The sequence below is a fragment of the Exiguobacterium artemiae 255-15 genome (assembly GCF_000019905.1).
GTDB lineage: Bacteria > Bacillota > Bacilli > Exiguobacteriales > Exiguobacteriaceae > Exiguobacterium_A > Exiguobacterium_A artemiae.
In genome coordinates this window covers 448,747-468,755 of record NC_010556.1, presented here as the reverse complement: position 1 = coordinate 468,755, position 20,009 = coordinate 448,747, and the positions used below count along the sequence as shown (strand labels likewise).

General features: G+C 47.7%; 14 protein-coding genes, 1 pseudogene and 4 riboswitches. All 15 genes and pseudogenes read right to left on the bottom strand.

Annotated elements, in window-relative coordinates:
• Positions 1 to 133 precede the first annotated feature (133 nt).
• The 15 genes and pseudogenes from EXIG_RS02450 to mtnK all read right to left on the bottom strand — a co-directional run bounded on the left by EXIG_RS02450 (position 134) and on the right by mtnK (position 19,450).
• A complete protein-coding gene (locus EXIG_RS02450; RefSeq protein WP_012369351.1) occupies positions 134 to 1,045 on the bottom strand; it encodes a proline dehydrogenase family protein in 912 nt (303 codons plus the stop codon).
• 90 nt (positions 1,046 to 1,135) lie between these two features.
• Positions 1,136 to 2,488 (bottom strand): NCS2 family permease, encoded by a 1,353-nt coding sequence (locus EXIG_RS02445; protein ID WP_012369350.1) that lies wholly within the window; start codon positions 2,486 to 2,488, stop codon positions 1,136 to 1,138.
• An 87-nt stretch (positions 2,489 to 2,575) separates the two neighbouring features.
• Positions 2,576 to 2,677: riboswitch (purine riboswitch) on the bottom strand.
• Positions 2,678 to 2,962: 285 nt separating this feature from the next.
• Positions 2,963 to 3,998, bottom strand: a pseudogene (locus EXIG_RS02440) (RNA-guided endonuclease TnpB family protein).
• A gap of 195 nt (positions 3,999 to 4,193) precedes the next feature.
• Positions 4,194 to 5,063, bottom strand: coding sequence for an acyltransferase family protein (locus EXIG_RS02435; RefSeq protein WP_012369348.1), 870 nt, complete (start codon positions 5,061 to 5,063; stop codon positions 4,194 to 4,196).
• 184 nt (positions 5,064 to 5,247) lie between these two features.
• Positions 5,248 to 6,192 (bottom strand): YsnF/AvaK domain-containing protein, encoded by a 945-nt coding sequence (locus EXIG_RS02430; RefSeq protein WP_012369347.1) that lies wholly within the window; start codon positions 6,190 to 6,192, stop codon positions 5,248 to 5,250.
• Between the two features lie 312 nt (positions 6,193 to 6,504).
• A complete protein-coding gene (locus tag EXIG_RS02425; RefSeq protein ID WP_012369346.1) occupies positions 6,505 to 7,044 on the bottom strand; it encodes a hypothetical protein in 540 nt (179 codons plus the stop codon).
• A gap of 300 nt (positions 7,045 to 7,344) precedes the next feature.
• Complete coding sequence (gene guaA / locus EXIG_RS02420) at positions 7,345 to 8,865, bottom strand: glutamine-hydrolyzing GMP synthase (protein ID WP_041261800.1); 1,521 nt, start codon at positions 8,863 to 8,865, stop codon at positions 7,345 to 7,347.
• A gap of 129 nt (positions 8,866 to 8,994) precedes the next feature.
• Positions 8,995 to 9,096, bottom strand: a riboswitch (purine riboswitch).
• 37 nt (positions 9,097 to 9,133) lie between these two features.
• Positions 9,134 to 11,206 (bottom strand): transglutaminase TgpA family protein, encoded by a 2,073-nt coding sequence (locus EXIG_RS02415; protein WP_012369344.1) that lies wholly within the window; start codon positions 11,204 to 11,206, stop codon positions 9,134 to 9,136.
• Positions 11,203 to 12,285, bottom strand: coding sequence for a DUF58 domain-containing protein (locus tag EXIG_RS02410; protein WP_012369343.1), 1,083 nt, complete (start codon positions 12,283 to 12,285; stop codon positions 11,203 to 11,205). The genes EXIG_RS02415 and EXIG_RS02410 overlap by 4 nt, the downstream gene beginning before the upstream one ends.
• Positions 12,282 to 13,238: an AAA family ATPase gene (locus EXIG_RS02405; RefSeq protein WP_012369342.1), complete on the bottom strand. Its 957-nt coding sequence runs from the start codon at positions 13,236 to 13,238 to the stop codon at positions 12,282 to 12,284. The genes EXIG_RS02410 and EXIG_RS02405 overlap by 4 nt, the downstream gene beginning before the upstream one ends.
• Before the next feature lie 365 nt (positions 13,239 to 13,603).
• Positions 13,604 to 14,623 carry an ABC transporter permease gene (locus tag EXIG_RS02400; RefSeq protein WP_012369341.1) on the bottom strand — a complete coding sequence of 340 codons (1,020 nt, stop codon included), beginning with the start codon at positions 14,621 to 14,623 and terminating at the stop codon, positions 13,604 to 13,606.
• Positions 14,616 to 16,139, bottom strand: a complete 1,524-nt coding sequence (locus EXIG_RS02395; protein ID WP_012369340.1) for a sugar ABC transporter ATP-binding protein — start codon at positions 16,137 to 16,139, stop codon at positions 14,616 to 14,618. The genes EXIG_RS02400 and EXIG_RS02395 overlap by 8 nt, the downstream gene beginning before the upstream one ends.
• The gene (locus EXIG_RS02390; protein ID WP_012369339.1) at positions 16,136 to 17,218 is read right to left on the bottom strand and encodes a sugar ABC transporter substrate-binding protein; all 1,083 of its coding nucleotides are present in this window, start codon (positions 17,216 to 17,218) and stop codon (positions 16,136 to 16,138) included. The genes EXIG_RS02395 and EXIG_RS02390 overlap by 4 nt, the downstream gene beginning before the upstream one ends.
• Before the next feature lie 19 nt (positions 17,219 to 17,237).
• Positions 17,238 to 18,284 carry an S-methyl-5-thioribose-1-phosphate isomerase gene (gene mtnA, locus EXIG_RS02385; RefSeq protein ID WP_012369338.1) on the bottom strand — a complete coding sequence of 349 codons (1,047 nt, stop codon included), beginning with the start codon at positions 18,282 to 18,284 and terminating at the stop codon, positions 17,238 to 17,240.
• On the bottom strand, positions 18,281 to 19,450 hold the full coding sequence (gene mtnK, locus EXIG_RS02380; protein ID WP_012369337.1) for an S-methyl-5-thioribose kinase: 1,170 nt from the start codon (positions 19,448 to 19,450) through the stop codon (positions 18,281 to 18,283). The genes mtnA and mtnK overlap by 4 nt, the downstream gene beginning before the upstream one ends.
• Positions 19,451 to 19,528: 78 nt before the next feature.
• A riboswitch (SAM riboswitch) is annotated at positions 19,529 to 19,631 on the bottom strand.
• A gap of 207 nt (positions 19,632 to 19,838) precedes the next feature.
• Positions 19,839 to 19,940: riboswitch (SAM riboswitch) on the top strand.
• Positions 19,941 to 20,009 lie beyond the last annotated feature (69 nt).

Below are 20,009 nucleotides of genomic sequence, written 5' to 3'. Positions count from 1 at the left end.
TTTTCAGCCCCAACAAACCGTTTATAAAAGGCGTCTCGCTGGAACATTTATTAATATACCAACAAAATTCGACAAACACAAGCATTATTTTAAAAAAACTTTACAAAGGATTTAAAAACCCTTTGTAAAGCCTTTAGAGTCTTAACATGCTCATTGCCGTGAAGCCGATGTTGGCCGGTCGTTCCGCCAAACGTTTCATCAGATACGTATACCAGTCGACACCATGAGGGACATAAATGACGACACGATATCCTTCAGCTACTAATTCCTGTTGCCGCCTCGGCCGCATCCCTTGCAGCATCTGGAATTCAAATTGATCGAATCCAATTCCCTGTCGGTGGACGAATCGAATGACTTCTTGAATCATATCTTCGTCATGTGTCGCGACTTGCGTATAACAGCCTTGCAAAAGATTTTGTTTCACGAGTTGTAAATACGTCGCATCCACCGTTTCTTTCCGCTCGATATAAATATCTTCCGGACCGGTATATGCTCCCTTGACGACACGAACGGTGGATTGCAAGCGTTCAAGATCAAAACGCGTCCGGTATAGATTGGCTTGCAATGCAATTCCGACATTTGAAAAACGACGATGCAATTGTTCAAAAACTTGAATGATGCTTTCGCATACGGCTTCTTCTTCCATATTAATCGTGACACGCAAATTAAACGTTTCTGCTGTTTCCAAAATCCGTGTCATCTGCGCAACTGCAATTTTCGGATTTAACCTTAATCCGACTGAAGTCAGTTTCAATGAGACTTGCGCATTCAACTTTTCTTCCGAAATCCGATGAATGACTTTGATACATTCATCAGCAATCCCGATTGCATCTTGTTCCTTTTCGATGAATTCACCGAGACAATCAACCGTTACCGCCCGTCCGTCTTCATTTAATTCCCTGACCGTTTGGATCGTCTCTTCCGTTTCCTGCCCTCCAACAAAAAAGGTTCCGCCTAACGGCAGCCCCACCTTCCGCGCCGTTTCAATCAACCCTTTATGCTCCGCCAAGTATTCAAAGACAGGACCTGTAATCTTTTCAATCATGGAAACACCTCCTCTATTTCCCTTTCCCTTCTGCATAAAAAAAACGCCTTTCTTCTATATAGAAGAAAGACGTTAACTAGAAAAGAAAACTCAGTGTAACCAAATGAAGTAAGCAAGGAATCCGAGTGACATGGCGTACATGATCGGATGGACTTCTTTTCCGCGTCCTTTTGCAATCATCGTGATCGGATAGAACAAGAATCCGAAGGCGATTCCGGTTGCGATCGAGTACGTCAGCGGCATCATGATGACTGTCAAGAAGGCCGGCACTGCGTACTCGAACTTCTTCCAGTCAATCTGGAGAAGAGATGAAGCCATCAATACACCAACGATGATTAATGCCGGTGCTGTTACCGGTGCCGTGATGATGGCAAGTAATGGCGAGAAGAATAATGCAAGTCCGAAGAATAAACCGGTAACAATCGCCGTCATTCCTGAACGACCGCCTGCTGCGACACCCGCACTTGATTCAATGTAAGAAACCGTAGTCGAGGTTCCGAGAATTGAACCCGCGACCGTTGCTGTTGAATCTGCAATCAAGGCGCGACCGGCACGCGGGACTTTATTTTCTTTAATCAATCCTGCCTGATTTGCAACCGCAACAAGTGTTCCGGCTGTATCGAAGAAATCAACGAAGAAGAATGTCAGGATGACGACTGCCATCTGGACTGTGAAGATTTCGTCAAAGTGTAAGAATGCTTGACCGAATGTCGGTGCGATACTTGGTGGTGCTGAGACGATTTCACCTAGACCTGACGGGACCGGAATTAAACCAAAGATCATACCAGCAATGGCTGTGATGATCATCCCGAAGAAAATCGCGCCTTTAATGCCGCGTGTCATCAAGATGGCTGAGATGACTAAACCGAAAACAGCAAGTAATGTCGTCCCCTGCCCCAGGTTACCGAGTGAGACGAGTGTTGCTTCATTGGCAACGACGATACCGCCCGTTTTTAAACCGATGAAAGCGATAAATAAACCGATTCCGGCAGCTACTGCCATTTTAAGAGGTTCTGGAATCGCATTGATGATTGTTTCCCGAATACCAGACGCTGTTAACACCATGAAGACCAGACCGGATACTAAAACACCGGATAAAGCCGTTTGCCATGGGATCCCCATTCCGATGACGACACTGTAAGCGAAGAACGCATTCAGTCCCATACCTGGTGCCAAAGCGATTGGGTAATTAGCGAGTAAGCCCATCGTGACCGAACCGATGATAGCAACGAGTGCTGTTGCACCGAAGACCGCTCCCGCATCCATTCCTGCTTCTGCGAGTGTGTTTGGATTGACGAACAGGATGTAGGCCATCGCGAAGAACGTCGTCATCCCGGCGATGAACTCTGTCCGCATATTCGTACCGAGTCCATTAAAATCGAAGTAACGCGCAATCGCATTCTCCTTTTGCTTTGGTTGTTGCGGTTTCATCTGTGTGCTCATGATTGCCCTCTTTCCAAATAAGCCGTCTCAAGAAACGAAAAAAACGGCAGTTACCTGAGCGGTAAAAGCCGTTTCTTTAAGCGCACACCGGAAATCAGTGCACGCCGTAGTAGGAACCTTTAAGGTGTTCCTGTAGAGACTTCCGGGCCATATCCCCAGAATTATACGGCATTATTTTTTGTTTTTTAGTGGATGATTAAAATAAGAACAGACACATCGTAGCACGCTCTAAATCACCGGTCAACCATAAAAACGAAATTTAGTCGTTCAAATAATCCGAACGTTCGGTTTTGGAAGCGTTTTTTTCGATCAACTCACTTTTTCTACGTTTTTCTGATTACGTCTGTCGTTCTGTGAACTACTCACCACTTATTTGCTTCGCAAATTGAAGTGGGAGCTTCTTGGGAAGACCGTACTTTTACGAGCTACGATTATTGACCAAGCTCATCGGGTGGTTCCCACCCTGAAGGGGTTTCAGTCTGCTAACAGCAACAAGTTGATACTTGCGTTGATATCTCGATCATGATGCGCACCGCAAGTGCATGTCCACTCGCGCACATCCAACGTTTTCTTCTCGCCTTTCGTTCCACAAGAAGAACAGCTTTGTGTTGAGGCGTACCATTGGTCCGCTTTGATCAGTGTTCGTCCGTAGAATGTGCATTTATAGGCCAACTGCCGAACGAACTCATACCAACTGACGTCTCCGATCGATTTAGCGATTTTATGGTTCTTCATCATGTTATTCGACTTCAGTGTCTCGACGACGATGACTTGGTTATCGTCAACCATCCGTTTCGACAGCTTATGAAGAAAATCTTGACGTTGATTTACAATCTTTTCATGCTTCTTGGCGAGGATGATCCTCGCCTTGTCTCGATTCTTACTCCCCTTTTTTTTTGCGGGACAAGGCAAGTTGTGCTTTCTTAATCTTCTCTTCAGACTTTCGAAGGAAACGAGGATTGGCAACTTTTTCAGAAGTCCACTCGTCGTTTGTCAGGATGGCGAAGTGTTCCAGACCAAGGTCAATTCCTACTTTATTCTTAGCGGGAACCCATTGCTCTTCGGATTGATCGACAAGAATGGAGATGAAGAATTTTGAGGTCTTCGTCATCGAGACCGTAGCGGACTTGATCACACCATCGAACGAACGATGTTGCTTCAACTTCACAAAACCGATTTTAGGAAGCTTCACCTTACGATCTTCGATTCGTATGCTACCCTTCAGATTGTTGGTCGTGTAAGAGGCTCGGTCGTTATGCTTTGATTTGAATTTCGGAAATCCGACAGACTGATCCCGAAAAAAGTTTTGGTACGCTCTGTTCAAGTCCATCTGAGCGTTCGCAAGGGAAAGACTATCGACTTCTTTGAGGAAAGGGAATTCAGGCTTGTACTTCGCTGGGGTTGGGAGCTTTTGCTTTACGCCAGGGTTCAGTTTCGAGTCTTCATACAATCGGATTCGCTCTTCGAGCATCTTATTGTAGACGAAACGGACACAACCGAACGTCTTCATGAAATATTCTTGTTGGGATTTCGTCGGATAGAGTCGAAACTTGTACGCCTTCAGCAACGCAATCACACCTTTCCTTTTGATTCGTTACACTGATTTTATCAAACAATCTCAGTCTTGAAAAACAGGGCGATTCATCTCCCACCTATGCTGGGCTTCGCCCTGAGACGCTTAGAGGCGGGAGAATTCTCGCTAAATTTAGTTAAAATAAGCAGTGGCAATGAGTCCTTTCACAATAAATCCATGAAGTATGTAAATGGTCAGCGTCTTTGTTCCAAGATGAGAAAGTACGAATGGTCTTTTCGGCAACAAGGTAAAGAATGCCATGATCATCATCCACTGAGTCAGATATAGAACAAGTCGTACGATTAGACCAGTGTCGTTTAATCCAATTTTCGCATACGAATTTGCTCCACTCACTAAGTTAAACTGAAAAAGATCCGGCCAAATCCACATCATCAGAGCACCAGCCAGCATGACCGCTAAAGCCATCCAGCGGTTCGGGAACACCTGATAGATGATCCATCCACGACTCTTGAAGTAATAGCCGAGCACAAAAAACGGAAAAAAGACTACAATGCGTGATAAGCTCCATGCCCAACCGATTTGGTCGATGTAGCCGGCTCCCAAAGCGACCAGTACACTAACCAAAAAAACGCGTCCGATTCCGATCTTGACGGATCGCCCCAGCCAAAGAGCAGCGGGCAGCATTAGACTCCAGACGAACATCGCAAACAGATACCAGTAAATATAAGCGGGTTGTACCGTCAAGAATTGGTATTGATCAATTCCGATCCCTTTCATAACCGCTACAAATACCAGTTGTATCATGATGAATAACACGAAATAGTCCAAAGAGAGTTTCAAGCCGGTTCTAAACGTTAACTTCCCCTTTGTAAAATAACCGGAGATGAAAATGAAGGCTGGCATATGGAATAAATATATAAAATTAAATATACCTTCCAATCCTCGGCTTTTTGAAATAAAGGGCTCGATTATATGACCCAAAACCACTAAAAAAATCAATATTAATTTGGCATGATCGTAAACCCGATCGCGTCCATTCATTATCTTCCTCCACCTCCTTCCACTTTTCATCGGTTAATTGATACATCTCTTTTTTTACGTTACTAAAGTCTATGCTCAAACACACGGTTTTTCGAAGAAAAGAGATAAAAACATGATATATCGTATCGCATGCAAAAAAGAGAGTAGCTGATGAGCCACTCTCTGTTAACAATTAACTATAAAATTATCTTCTCTCATCTCGATCAAGATCGTTATCTCGGTCAAGTCTGTTATCTCGATCATTATCTCGATTAAGATCATTTGTCATGTTCGTACCATCATTGATGTCCGCTTCTTCACGACGGACTGTTTCCGAGACGGTTTCCGTATCCTGAACTTTCCGTTTCCCGACGACAATTTCTTCAGTAACAACATCTTGTTTTGAAACGACAACGCGTTCTTCAGAAAGTGGAACATGAATCGAATCATTTTCATCTACAAAAGCATCTGTTCTTGTTTCGCTCTCGTTGACCGGGCGACGTTCCACATATACTTCTTCGCGTTCAACAGGCACTTCGATGGATTGTTGATCTTCGACAACACGTTTGCTGACATTTACTTCTCCAGTTTGAACTCTTTCTTTATCAACGTTCAAACGTTCTTCATGCAAGCGAAGACGTTCTTCCTCTGTTCCAGCATCTGGTGCAATAGAAGATGTCCGATCCGTTTTTGAAGAGTTATCATAATCCTGATTCCGGTCCACTCCGGAAGTCGTACCGTATCCTTGATCCCCGTTCATATCTGAAGCAACACCATAACTTTGATTGTGTTTTTCGTAAGAATCCCCATACTCACTGTCTACATACAATACTAATTTGCCGTTTTGTACTTGACGGCGGTACTCTTCCGATTCAGTACGATCCAATCCCATACCACTGAATGCTCCCGCGGAAGAATCTTCAGAGAAGGCGGCCATAAATTTCCCCATGAACCCTTGATGCTGCTCTTCACCTGTAGTATCCACATGGACGTCTGTCTGGTCTTTTAACATAGAAAACGAATCTTTATCTTGTGCGACGACATACATATCGCTTTCATTGTAACCCTGTGCCTTTAATTCATTCACTTTACTTAATACTTCCGCTTGGGTATTAAACACGTCGATAAATGTATTTTCTTTTCTACTCATGACCTTCTCCTCCTTTGGGATAAACAGCGTTTAAAATTCAATGTTAAAATCAAATATCAAACGCTTACAAGTAATTTTAAGTGCCAACATTTTGAATTTGCCCTATTTCTTTTTTTATTAAACATTTTTTTCACATGTTTAATTAAAAGAAAGTCCGCGCTGGTTTAGCAACAGACTTTCTTCTGGCATTCCATGTTTTGCATTAATCAACAAAAAAACTAATATTTCGCCTTAACCCCTCTATACTTCTTCACATTTTTTATACATCAGATCTCATGCAAAAAAATTGAGGATTAAAAATCATCTGGAATGTTAGCTAAATATACTTTTAAAGTACTCAGACAGTAGGCCTTCTCCTCTAAATCGATCTTCTAAAACAGGTTTTACCCGCTTTAATTCATTCTTACTTGTTCGACGTGTTCGATAAGTATTCGTGAAAGATCCTAAGTAAGAATATTTATATATAGGTTCCTCAGGATACAATTCATAAGCATGCTTTAACATGGAAATTCCTTTTTCTTCCCACTGTTCATAGTCTCCAAAGTAATAAGGAAACATGGAAATCATATAACCAAAACACCAGAGAAAATCTTCATGCGTTATAAAATGAGCCAAACCGAAATTTGTCACTTCAGTCAAAACAGACTCTAATTCATCCGTATCTATATCTGCATCTGTAATCCCAAGCGGCCCTTGTTCGACTACGACATACCAACAAAAAAAGCCAAGTCGTACAGTCGTTTTTAAGTCCGTCGGATTTTGTTGCCATGCTTTTATAAGATATTCTTTTGCTTCATTCCAATTCTCTTGATGCTCTAATCGATCAACTTCAGGCCATGTCCAATCAATCATAGTGGTTCGCCACCTATTCCATTTCATTACTGACTTCATATTATATCAACTGTACGATACACAGCTCGGTGTGTCTTATTTTACTCCTTAGAATTTGTTGGTTCAGTTTGACGTCACTTAACAGTTCCATAATTTTGGCCAAGAAAAAAGCCCCCTTCCATTCACAAATAATGCGAACAAAAGAGAGCTTCATTTTTAAATATAATTGTTGAAGGTGAAACGGACTTCTTTTCACCTGTCCCCTTTAAAGCGTTGGTACGACAGGCTTCATGAGACGAATCCCCTCAGCAAGTCTAGTTCTTATTCCCACTCAATCGTTGAAGGTGGTTTCGACGTCACATCGTACAGGACGCGGTTGACGTTCTGAACTTCGTTGACGATCCGGACAGAAATCTTCTCGAGCACGTCCCACGGGATGCGTGCCCAGTCCGATGTCATCCCGTCGATTGATGTAACGGCACGGATTCCGACGGCATAGTCGTATGTCCGCTCGTCACCCATGACACCAACTGAACGAAGTGGCGGCAAGACTGTGAAGTACTGCCAGATTTCGCGTTCAAGACCGGCTTTTTTGATTTCATCACGGAGGATGAAATCGGATTCGCGGACGATTTCAAGTTTCTCGTCTGTGATTTCACCGAGGACACGGATCCCGAGACCTGGTCCCGGGAACGGCTGACGCCAGACGATTTCGTCCGACAAACCGAGTTCTTTTCCGAGTTCGCGGACTTCGTCCTTGAACAGCGTGTTGATCGGTTCGATCAACTTGAACTGCATGTCTTCTGGCAATCCACCAACGTTGTGGTGTGATTTAATCGTTTGGGCCGTATCTGTTCCGCTTTCGATGATATCCGTATAAAGCGTTCCTTGAGCCAGGAAGTCCATATCCGTCAGCTTCGACGCTTCTTCGTCGAATACATAAACGAATTCGTTCCCGATGATTTTTCGTTTTTGCTCCGGATCCGAGATCCCTTTTAACTTGTTGAGGAAGCGGTCCTGCGCGTCAATCTTGATGACGTTCATGTGGAAGTGATCCGCAAATGTTTTCATGACACTTTCGGCTTCCCCTTTACGCAAGAGACCGTGGTCGACGAACATACATGTCAACTGGTCACCGATTGCTGCGTGAATGAGTGCCGCGACGACAGATGAATCAACACCGCCTGAAAGGGCGCAAAGGACCTTTTTATCGCCGACTTCTTCTTTAATTTTTGCGATTTCGATTTCGATGAAGTTTTCCATCGACCAGTCGCCCGTACACTGACAGACTTCGAAGAGGAAGTTTTTCAAGAGTTCTTTACCGAACATCGTATGGTTGACTTCCGGATGATACTGGACGCCGTACATCTTTAGCTCTTCGTTTTTGATTGAAGCAATTGGGCACGAGACATTTGTTCCATCGACGACGAAACCGTTTGGTACCGATGTGACGAGGTCACTGTGGCTCATCCAAACCGTCTGTTCGAGCGGGAGGTTCGCATACATCGGCGATGGATCGTTGAGTGTCAACGTCGCTTTTCCGTACTCGCGGTGTCCGGCGCGTTCAACCGTTCCACCAAAGTGTTGCGACATCAATTGCATACCGTAACAAATTCCGAAAATCGGAATGCCGAGGTCAAAGATTTCTGGATCACAGCGGTACGCGTCTTCTGCGTAGACACTCCGTGGTCCCCCGGAGAAGATGATACCGGCTGGTGCGATGTCTTTTACTTCCGCTGCAGTGATCTTATGCGAATGCAGTTCACTGTAAACTCCGAGATCACGAATGCGGCGTGTGATCAATTGATTGTACTGACCTCCAAAGTCGAGGACGAGGATCATTTCTTGGTCCAAATGTGCTTCCAAATCTATTCCCGCCTTTCCAATTTCATGCGTACCCCGATGAAAAAAGCCCACTCTTCCCCCATAGATAAATGGAAAAAGAGCAGGCCGCTTCACAAAAAAGTGTATACGAAGGGTCTGCTCCTTCATAGTCAGGTCGTTTAAGGTGACCCGGTAGAGACTCTCACGCCATATTCGCGAGTATATACAAAGGAGATGCATGTATGATTTACGTTGTTCCCATTGTAACTGTATCAATTCGAAAATATCAACCCTCTATCCGTCGAATGATATTTTCGAAATATTCACGTTTTTTATCAACCGATAACGATTCGCCTCCGTAGACCATCCGTTCATAGGCATCCGTCAACGGACGCATCGCATACGTTTCGTAATATCCGTCAACCTCATGCGCAAGTTCCGTCAGTGTCCGGCCGTCCTTGTAGTGGAAGCCTTGTTTGTCGAGACGGCGCAATAAGAAACGGTACATCCGCTTGAATCCTTCCGGACGATGAAGCTGGTTGCGGAAAAATAAAATCGCCGCGGTCCGGGTCAACGGTTTCCGGAACAGATACAAGAATACCAGTCCGACGATTACACCGACAACCGGCCAAATCGGAAACGATTGTTGTTCGGTCTGCGCTGCTGTCGTCGTTTGTTCTTCATCCAGCAGATTCTCCTGCGGACGTTCCGGTGTTGCGGTTTCCGTATCGGTCTCCGTATCGCGTTGCGGATTCGCTTGTTCGGTCTCATTATTCGTTTCCTGATCAATCGTATATTGTCCGGCTCCGTCAAAACTGACGGTCGGTTCGAGCGGTACCCAACCCGGTCCTTCGATATAGACTTCGACCCACGAGTGGGCATTTTTATTGCGGACCGTATAACTCGTCACGGCTGCCCCGATGACATCCGATTCGCCGCCCGTAAATCCTTTTACCCAGCGGGCCGGCAAACCGACAGCGCGTAATAACACGGTCGCGGACGTCGAAAAATTATCACAGTAGCCGAGTTTCGTCTCAAATAAAAATTGATCGACATAATCCTGATTTTCTTCCGGTACGGCGACTTCTTCCGTATTGTATTCGAAGTTTTCCTGCTCAAAATAACTTTCGATCGCCTTCGCTTTGTCCCACGGACTGTCTTCGTCCGCGACGATCTCTTCCGCGAGATCTCGGACACGATTCGGTAACGTATCCGGTAACTGTAAATACCGGTCCTGCTCCATCTCCGACAATGTAATCGGCTCATCCGTCTGGAGCAATTCTTCCGTAAACAACGGATACGTGTATTGAATCTGATAATTTTGCTGGCGTTCCGCATCATCCAGGTACGAGACCTTTTGATTTTCCGGATCAATCAACAGATTTTGCCGTTGCTTATCGACACTCAAACGGACATTGTCCCCGTTATACGGCACAAAAGGCAGCTCCCGTGACAGTTCAAATGTCGCCCGTTCTTCCCGTTTCTTGACATCATCTCCGAAGTGCGAGAAAAATCCCCGCGAATCAATTTCCGGTTCTGATTTCGACAGGACCCAGCCTTTTCCGGTATAGACGTCTTTTGTCTCGACACGCCAGTAGCGGCTGCCTTCACTTTCAACCTGGAAGACTTCCCGGTCGTCCATTTGGAACGGACCGCCGAGTTGCTCGTCGTTGTTGCCGTATCCGACTTTTTGGATCTGGCTCGACGACGTGCCTTCACTTTCAAAACCGTCCGTCCAGTCGTACCAGCTGTCTTGCCATGTCGCCGTGATGACGGGACTCTGAACTGCGGCAACCACCGTCGCTCCAATGATCAGCAAGGCGCTGAACGGACGGACATACGATGCCATCGGCCGTTCACTGACTTCTGTCGCATATAACAAAAACAGAGCCAGCACAATCGGGTAGATGATGAACTGTTCGCCCGAGTAATCCGTCCACGTGTCGCAATAGGCAATGAACCCGATGACACCAAGCGCCAGTCCGAAGACGAATCCGCGGTTTGGAAACGTCCGCCGCGCCAGATAACCAATCAGAAAACTGATCAGTCCAATCGAGAACGCAAATGCCGGACGTCCCGGTAACTCCCCGTTGATGACACGGTTGATGTCACCGGCAATTTCACGGAACAGGTTCCACGGTGCTTCGCCGGGAATCAAAATCAAATAGAACGAAACGAGCAATGCCAGTAAACTGCCGAGTAAAAACCAGCTGCGTCGGACATGCGACAGCAAAAGTGGTGTCAACAGAAGCGGCAGAAACGGAATGACACTCTCAAACGTCGTCAGCTCAAGCAGCGGCGGCATGAAACTCGCGAACAGCAGCCCGGCGAGCAGATTCCAAATCAGTCGTCGCATCATCCGGTCGTCCTCCTCTCTGGTGTATAGACATGAACGCTTGCTTCCTGCCGGATTTTCGAAATCCACATTTCATTGTTGGATTCAAGGTCCGGTGTGATGAACAGGACATTTCCGCTCAGTCGTAACGCTTTTGAAGAATATTCCCAGGATTCAATGAACGACCGGGTCCGGCTCGGTTGCGCCGTCATCAGGTAATGCGTCAGTTTTGCGCCTTCAAGCGGCAACGATAACGACTGGACGCCATGTCCGACAAGATGAATCCGGTAATTCAGATGACGTTTATTCAATTGATCCGTTGCGGCAGCCAGCATGGAAATACTTTTTTCGAAGTTCTCATCGCTGACGGTTCCTTCGTTAAAGACGATTGTCGTCTCGCGTTCCTGTTCCCGCTCAAACGTTTTCGTCATCAATCCTTGGCGTTTCGCGGTTGATTTCCAGTCAATCTGATTCATCCGGTCTCCGCTGACGTACTCACGGACACCGACGACCGTAAAGGAGGATTGCCGGAGATCCAGTGAAACGGGAGAAATCCCGCCGTCGCCGCGATCGTCTTCATGCGGCAGTTGGACCGCTAACCGGGCCGGTTCGACGGCCAGATACGTTTCGACCGGATAGAGTTTTTTCCGCATGAACAAGCCGAACGGATCACGGATTTCGAGCACACAGCCGGGAATTTGATACAGTCCCCGGCGGATGGAAGGAATCAGATAATCGATGTGCTCGACTTTCCGGTAATGTGCCCGGAGCGGATGCCGGATATCGAGCGGTTCTTCACTGAGTGTGTCCGGAACGGCTTCCGTGACATCGACGGCACCGATGAGAAACGGATATTTCCGCCGGACTCGAAGTGAAACCGGAAGATCGGTTCCGGCAATCAACATCTTATTTGAAACTTCCCGCGTCGCGATTGCTTGTGTGACCGGCCAGATCAAAAACAGCGTCCAGTAGACGGTTAACCCTGCCATGATATAAACCAACAGTGAAGCGACGTTTCCGCCGTCAATCCGGGCATAGATCCACAGAGCTGTGACTGTAATCAGCAAGACGGCGTAACGCCAACCGATTTGCCATTTTGTCATAAGGACTCCACGTCTTGCTGGATCGGCACGGCGACTTCTTTTTTCACTTGTTCCAGAATTCGTTCTGCCGTCTGCCCATGATAGCGGGCATCCGCCGTTAAGATCAAACGGTGCGAGAGTACGGGAGTCAGCAGTTCCTTGACGTCATCCGGTAAGACGAAGGACCGTCCTTCCATATACGCCCACGCTTGTGCCACTTTCATCAGGGCAATCGAAGATCGTGGACTGGCTCCGAGATAAAGCGAGGCATGGGTCCGGGTCGCCTGAACCAAATGAACGATATATTTTTTGACCGGTTGCGAGACATGCACAGCCTTGACGTCTTCTTTCATCCGTAACAATTCGTCGCGTGTGATGACGGACTCCAGCGTCTCGATCGGTTCATCCCGCTCGAACCGTGTCAGTAGCTTCATCTCCTGTTGAAAATCGGGATACCCCATCTTGACCTTAATTAAAAACCGGTCGAGTTGGGCTTCCGGAAGCGGATAGGTCCCCTCGTGTTCAATCGGATTTTGGGTCGCCATGACAAAAAAGGGATTAGGAAGCGTGTGAATTTCTCCATCCACCGTTACGTTCGCTTCCGCCATCCCTTCGAGTAAGGCTGATTGTGTTTTCGGTGAGGTCCGGTTGATTTCATCTGCCAGGACAATGTTTCCCATCAAAGGACCCGGGCGATACTCAAATTGACTCGTCTTCTGGTTGTACATCGAAACCCCCGTCAAATCGGACGGCAACAGATCAGGTGTGAATTGGACACGCTTAAATGTCAAACCGATCGAACGGCTGAATGCACGAACGAGCATCGTTTTCCCGACACCCGGTACGTCTTCCAGTAAGACGTGACCTCCGGCAAGTAACGCGGCTAAAGATTGTGTAATGACATTCTCTTTTCCGATAATGACTTTTTCTACGTTGTCGATGATCGCTTGAATCTCCTTCGTATATGTTCGCATTGTCTGGCCCCTTGCTGTTTAGTAGTTGAATTTTCTGACTTTTTATATCATCTCATATTTTTCAATGCTTTTAAAGGCATGGGGGTAGCTGAATACGCACAAAAGGGGGCGCCGCTGTTCGCGACTCCCCCTTCCTGCTTTCAGGAACGATCACATATCGTAAACCGTTCTTGAGCCGTGCAATCTGCACGTAAAACACGAATCACTTCGTGTCTATTGTCATGTTGCGTCCGTCAAGTCCGGTGATCCTCTTCTTCTCGAAGCGACATGCGATCGTTCCCTATACATTGATAATCATTCATGTGCATCACCATCCTTTCATATACTGAATATTACCGATTCTATTAGAACTTAAACCACTTTTTTTAATTTTTTTTGAAACGGTAATAGGTCGACGCTAAAGCAATCGCCAGGACGGCGCCTTTGATGATGTTTAGGGAATAATATGGTACCGATAACATGACGAGTCCATTCTCGAGAATTCCGACGAGACAGGCACCGACGAGTGTGCCGAGCGCATTCGGTTTCCCTTGGCCGGCAAATGAGGAACCGATGAAGGCTGCTGCGACAGCCGGCATCAAATAACCCGATCCGGCGTTAATTTGGGAAGAACCGACTTGTGACGCCAGTAAAATACCGCCAACGGCCGCCAGTAATCCGGCAATCAGATACGCGACTGCGCGATACCGGTTCACCCGGATTCCCGTCAGATGCGCTGCTTCCGGATTTCCACCGATGATATACAAAAAACGTCCGTGCCGTGTGTGGTTCAAAAAGACATGTGTCACCGCTACGACGACAAGCATTATGAGGATGATCCAAGGCGCCTGACTGATTTTTAAGAACGATTCCGGGATCAGTCCGACCGTTGGTGTCCCGTCAAGACGTGGCATCCCGGCACTGATCGAGCCGCCGCCGGTATACGTCATCGCGACACCTTCAAAAATGAACATCGTCGCAAGCGTTGCGAACAAATCCGGAATCTTGAACTTCACGATTAACAGAATGTTGACGAGTGCGACCGCCAAGGCAATCACGAGAGCCAGACCAATCGATACGCCGAGCGGCAGACTGTACCAGACAAAAAACGAGACGACTAGTGAACTGGCAAACGTCGCGGTCGAACCGACGGATAAGTCAAACCCGTTGACTGTCAACGAAACCGTCAAGCCGATGGCGATGATCGTCACAATTGAAATGCTTCGTAAAATATTGACTAGATTCGTCCCCTGTAAAAAGTTCGGTGCCGTCATGGCAAAGAACAGAATAAGTGCAAGAATCGCGAGGACGATGCCCCAGTCATTCAAGAAGCGCAGCACCGGTTTTCCCGCTGCTGTTCGCGGCGCTTCCGGCTGTGCAGCCGGTTCGTGCAATACATCATTCATGTTGTTGTCCTCCTGTTGCATACCACAATAATTGTTCTTCGGTTGTTTCCGAAGTGGTCGCCTCGAATACGATCTGTCCGTCATACATGACATAAATCCGGTCGGTTACAGCCAGCAGTTCATCCAGTTCACTCGACGCATAAATGACGGCTTTTTGTTCTGCTGCCAGTTGATCAATCACTTGGAAAATTTCCGCTTTCGCCCCGACATCGACCCCTTTTGTCGGTTCATCCAATACGAGGACGGAAGCGTCGGCCAGCAACCATTTCCCGATGGCAACTTTTTGCTGGTTACCACCGGACAACTCAGCGGCACGTTGTCGGGTATCACTGACTTTAATCGACAGTTGCTGTACGATCCGGTTTGCCGCTGCCCGTTCTTTTTTCTTCTCTACAAACCCGAATCGGTTGACGAATTGTTTGAGGCTGGCCGCCGTCATATTTTGTTCAATTGGATCCGCGACCAAAATTCCTTCTTTCCGTCGTTCTTCCGGCACGAGTCCGATGCCCAGCCGGACCGCATCATACGCCGAACGGATACGCCGTGTTTCTCCCGCAAGACGCATCAATCCCGAAGTGACCGGAATCGATCCGAAAATCGTTTTACACAGTTCTGTTTTTCCGGCACCGACCAATCCGGCAATCCCGATTACTTCTCCAGCACGGACCGTTAACGAGATCTCGTCCAGTTGTCCCGCGACCGTGATACGGTCAAGCTCAAGTGAGGGGGCACCAGCCGGACGCGCCTCGCGGCTGCTTTTTTGCAAACGCCGGCCCAGCATCTGTTCGACGACCGTTTCTTTCGTTTGTCCGGCAAGAAGTTGCCGCGATACCATCTTGCCGTCGCGCATGACGGAAATCGATTCACAAATCTCAAACAACTCCTGCAGACGGTGAGAAATGAAGATGACACCCAGATGTTCCTTCTCCGCCAACTCGCGAATGATCCGAAACAGTTGTTCCGTTTCCCGGCCGCTGAGTGGAGCGGTTGGTTCATCCAAAATCAAAAACCGGCTTTCCTGCACGAGTGCACGGGCAATCAGGACGAGTTGTTTCTCGGCCAACCGTAACTCACTGACCCGTTGGCGGACATCAATCGATGCTTTCAATTTTTGTAAAGCACGCTCGGCTATTTCTTCATACCGCCGGCGTCGGATGACTCCTTTCAACTGTCCGCTCGCCAGCATATCGAGACAGATGTTTTCGGCGACGGTCAAATAATCGACCAGTGCCGTATCGACTTCCTGATAGACGATTTCAATCCCGGCCCGTTTCGCGGCATTTGGTGAATCAATCGCAAGCGGTACACCGTCGAACAAAATCGTTCCTTCGTATGACGCATAGGCGCCGGCCAAGACTTTCATCAGCGTTGATTTACCGGCTCCGTTCGCTCCGACAAGCGCGTGGATTTCCCCGCGTTTCACGGAAAAGTGAACGTCATCCAGCGCCTTGACACCGGGGAATTCCATTGAAATCCCCCGCATTTCCAGTCGTTGTTCGTTCACCGGAGGCGTCATTTCCCGTCATTCGCTTTCCGCAACTGATCCATCCACGGCTCATTGAATTTTTCGGATGTACTCCAGCCTTTGATGATGGTATCGAGATTGTACATCGTCGTATCCGCCTTGAGTGCTTTTTGTTCGACCAGTTTGGCATCGAGATCAAAACTATCCGGTGTTTTTTCGCCGGCCAGCTTTTTCGCAAGCAGGCGCATATCTGTCTGCCCGATCAAATGCGGATCAACGGCACTCGTTGAGACCCAGTTACTGCCCTTTTCACGCATCAGATTGATGTCCTGATTCGAGACATCGATCGAAATCAGCGGAATTTCCTGACGCTTGTTGTCTTTTAAAGACTTATAAGCTCCTTTAGCGACTTCATCCCAGGCGCCCCAGACGGCATCGATGCTGCCCTTCGGGTACTTGGCGAGAATCGCGTTCATCTTCGTCGCAATATCCCCTTGGACATCCTGGAAGTTCGTGGGTCCGACGGTTTCAAGCGTCTTGATTTTTCCGTCCGCTTCATACGTTTTGTAGATTTCCTGACGGCGGTCAAGCGGGGCAAATCCCGGACCAAACCATAGTTTGATGACACGGACCGGCTTGTCGTCCTTCACTTTCGTCACTTCATCGAGCGACAGCTGGGCCAGTTTATGGTCATCCTGGAATGTCTCTGTGATACCTTTTAATGTCTGGTCTTTTTTCTTCGTCACCGTATCAAATGTCACGACTTTGATGCCTTTGTCGATGGCCGGTTTGATCATGTCATAGGCATAATCCTCTTTGCCGTGCGAGATGATCAATCCGTCATAATCCTGCTGAACGGCTTGGGCGACCAACTCCTTGAACTTGACGTCATTCCCTTCCGAGATAAACGTGTTGACTTGAAAACCAAGTGCTTCCCCTTCCGAGCGGGCGCCGTCCAAAAACTGTTTTGTATGGTCGTCGGAAGCAAGGTTACGGATAACGGCAATCTTGACATCACCCTGAACCCCTTCCGGTACACCGCTGATTTTTTTCACCGGTGTTGCTTCACTGTTCGCGCAAGCAGCCAGTAAGACCGCTGGTGCCAGTACAGCCAATGCTAATTTCTTCATCTCAATCTCTCCTGTCTGTTTAGTGTGTATGTTGTCCGATTGTCCGTTTGATTGTCTCCACATCCGGGTGTTCAATGACTCCGAGCTCCGTAATGATGGCGGTGATAAGGTCGTGCGGCGTCACGTCAAACGCCGGATTAAAGACCGGTACGCCGGCCGGTGCCGTCGCTTTTCCGGCAAGCTGTGTCACTTCACGGGCGTCGCGTTCTTCAATCTCGATTTCATCTCCTGACAGACTTGTAAAGTCAAACGTCGACAGCGGTGCGGCGACGTAAAACGGAATTCCGAAGGCACGTGCGAGTAATGCCAGCTGAAACGTCCCGATTTTATTGGCCGTATCCCCGTTCCGGGTAATCCGGTCCGCTCCGACGATGATGGCGGTGATCTGCTTTTCCTTGATCGTATGCGCGACCATATTGTCCGTGATCAAGGTGACGTCAATCCCTGCCCGTTGCAACTCCCATGTCGTCAAACGTGCACCCTGCAACAAAGGCCGTGTTTCCGACGCATAGACGGATAACGGGATGCCTTGCTCCTTGGCGAGATAAAACGGAGCGAGCGCCGTTCCGTAAGCTGCCGTCGCAATTGATCCGGCATTACAAATCGTTAGTACCCGGTCACCGGACTCGAACAATTCCAGTGCATGAACCCCGATTTGACGGGATGTTTTGGCATCCGTCTGATAAAGTTCCAATGCCTTTTGTTCGAGACGTACCGGCAGTTCTTTCAGCGTCGTAGCGGAAACAATCAGCTGATTCAGCTCATCGAGGACATTTCGCAGATTGACGGCCGTCGGACGGGTCGCGAGTAATTGTGCCGACACCTCCAACAACTCCTGTTTTGCTTCAGCCAGCGTCCCTGTCGTCCGAAACGCTTCCTGAACGAGGACGAATCCGCCGAACAGACTGATGGCCGGTGCACCACGGACTCGCAATTGTTTGATGGCGTCAATCGCCTGCGCCAAGTCATGGATGATTTCATAATGTTCTTCTTCCGGAAGACGGGTCTGATCCAAAATTGTCACCGTCCGGTTTTCATAGATGATGCTCTGAACGAATTGGCTCATCGGCTGAGTTCCTCCGTCACGTCAAAATTCCGCAGATCGGTAAACGTCTTGCATTCCGTCCGGCGTTTAATCAAAGCAGCACCAAGCCGCAATGCATGGCGTTTTCGTTCAAGGCGAACGGTCGAATCCGAAATTTGCTCCAAGTCTGCAACTAATGCCAATCCAATCGTCCGGCGAATCAGTTCACAACCGGCAAATCCGAGTGCGTCCTGTAAAATCGTGCTAAGAACATCATCGACCAGTCCGTCTGCCTTCCGGAACGGCTCGACCGCTTCCCGTTCCCATAACGCTTTGAACGTCGAAGCAAACGTCAGCCAGAATGTATCGATATCCTTGATCCGCTCATCCCGCAACCGGTCATAGTCCGGATACGCGGCAAAAAACAGATGTGCGATAAATTGACCGACATCAAATCCGAACGGTCCATAAAACGCAAATTCGGGATCGATGACTTTCGTTTCTTCCGCCGAGGCAAAAATACTGCCTGTATGTAAGTCGCCGTGCAACAATGCGTCGCCCTTCGTGATGAACAAGGCTTCAAGCTTCGCGACTTCCCGTTTCAGTTCCGCGTCGTTCCAAATCCGGTCAACTTCCGCTTCGAGACCTGCTTCAATCGCATTCGTTTCTGCATCATAAAACGGATCCGTGAAGATTAGTTTTTCCGTGATATCGCACAGATCCGGATTGTAGTACTGACGGGCAATCTGTTTTTTCGCGACCGGTCCGACGGCAAAATCCGACGTATAAAACAGTGTCCGCGCCAAATACGAACCGATGTGTTCCGCGAGCAACGGATACTTTTCCCCTTCAAGCAGTCCACCCCGGACGATTGTCAGATGTGACAAGTCTTCCATCACCGTGAACGCTTCTTCTTTACTCGCATGGTAGACATGCGGGACAAACGGAACGGCGACTTTCGCGAATTCTTTTAAGGCCGATTGTTCAATCCAGGCCCGTTCGAGCGACAGCGGCCAGCTTTCCCCGACGACTTTTGCATAAGGTAACGCCTGCTTTAAAATCAGCCGTTTTTCCCCTGCCTGAATCCGGAAAACGAGATTTAAATTTCCATCTCCGATTTCCTCTGCCGTCACCGGTTCATTGCCGATCAATCCGAGTGTCCGGACCCGTTCAATCGCGTCCTGTACTGTAAATGCTTGATATCCCATTCTGTTTTCCTCCTTGGTGATCACACGAAAAAACGCCTCTTTTCGTCAAAGAAAAGAGGCGCGGCAGAATATTCCGTCCTCTTATCTCTCAGACGAATGTCTGTTGGATGTAGCACCGTGCCGGATGGTCGGTTGCTGCGGCGTCTTCGGGCCAATTCCCTCTGCCAACTCACGATAAGAGTCATATATAGTTGTCGTATGATTGATGTTGATTTGAATACTACGTGCGTTGCTAGCCGTCTGTCAATTCCATTTTTTAGTGAAATGTCTTCAAAAACGAAACCGTCTATAGAAGAAGTATTTTCAAAAAAATAAATTTTCGAAATATAGTTTGACAAGTGACGAATCTCATGTAAGAATTGCAATTAGATTTCACAATTTCATCCAATTCTTATCAAGAGCAGACGGAGGGACGAGCCCTACGATGTCGCAGCAACCGACCACTTGGCACGGTGCTAATTCTTGCAGCTATTACGCTGACAGATAAGAGTCCACGCGCAATTTTTCATGGTCTCTTGTCATTGACGAGGGACCATTTTTGTATTCTTCAACAAGGGAG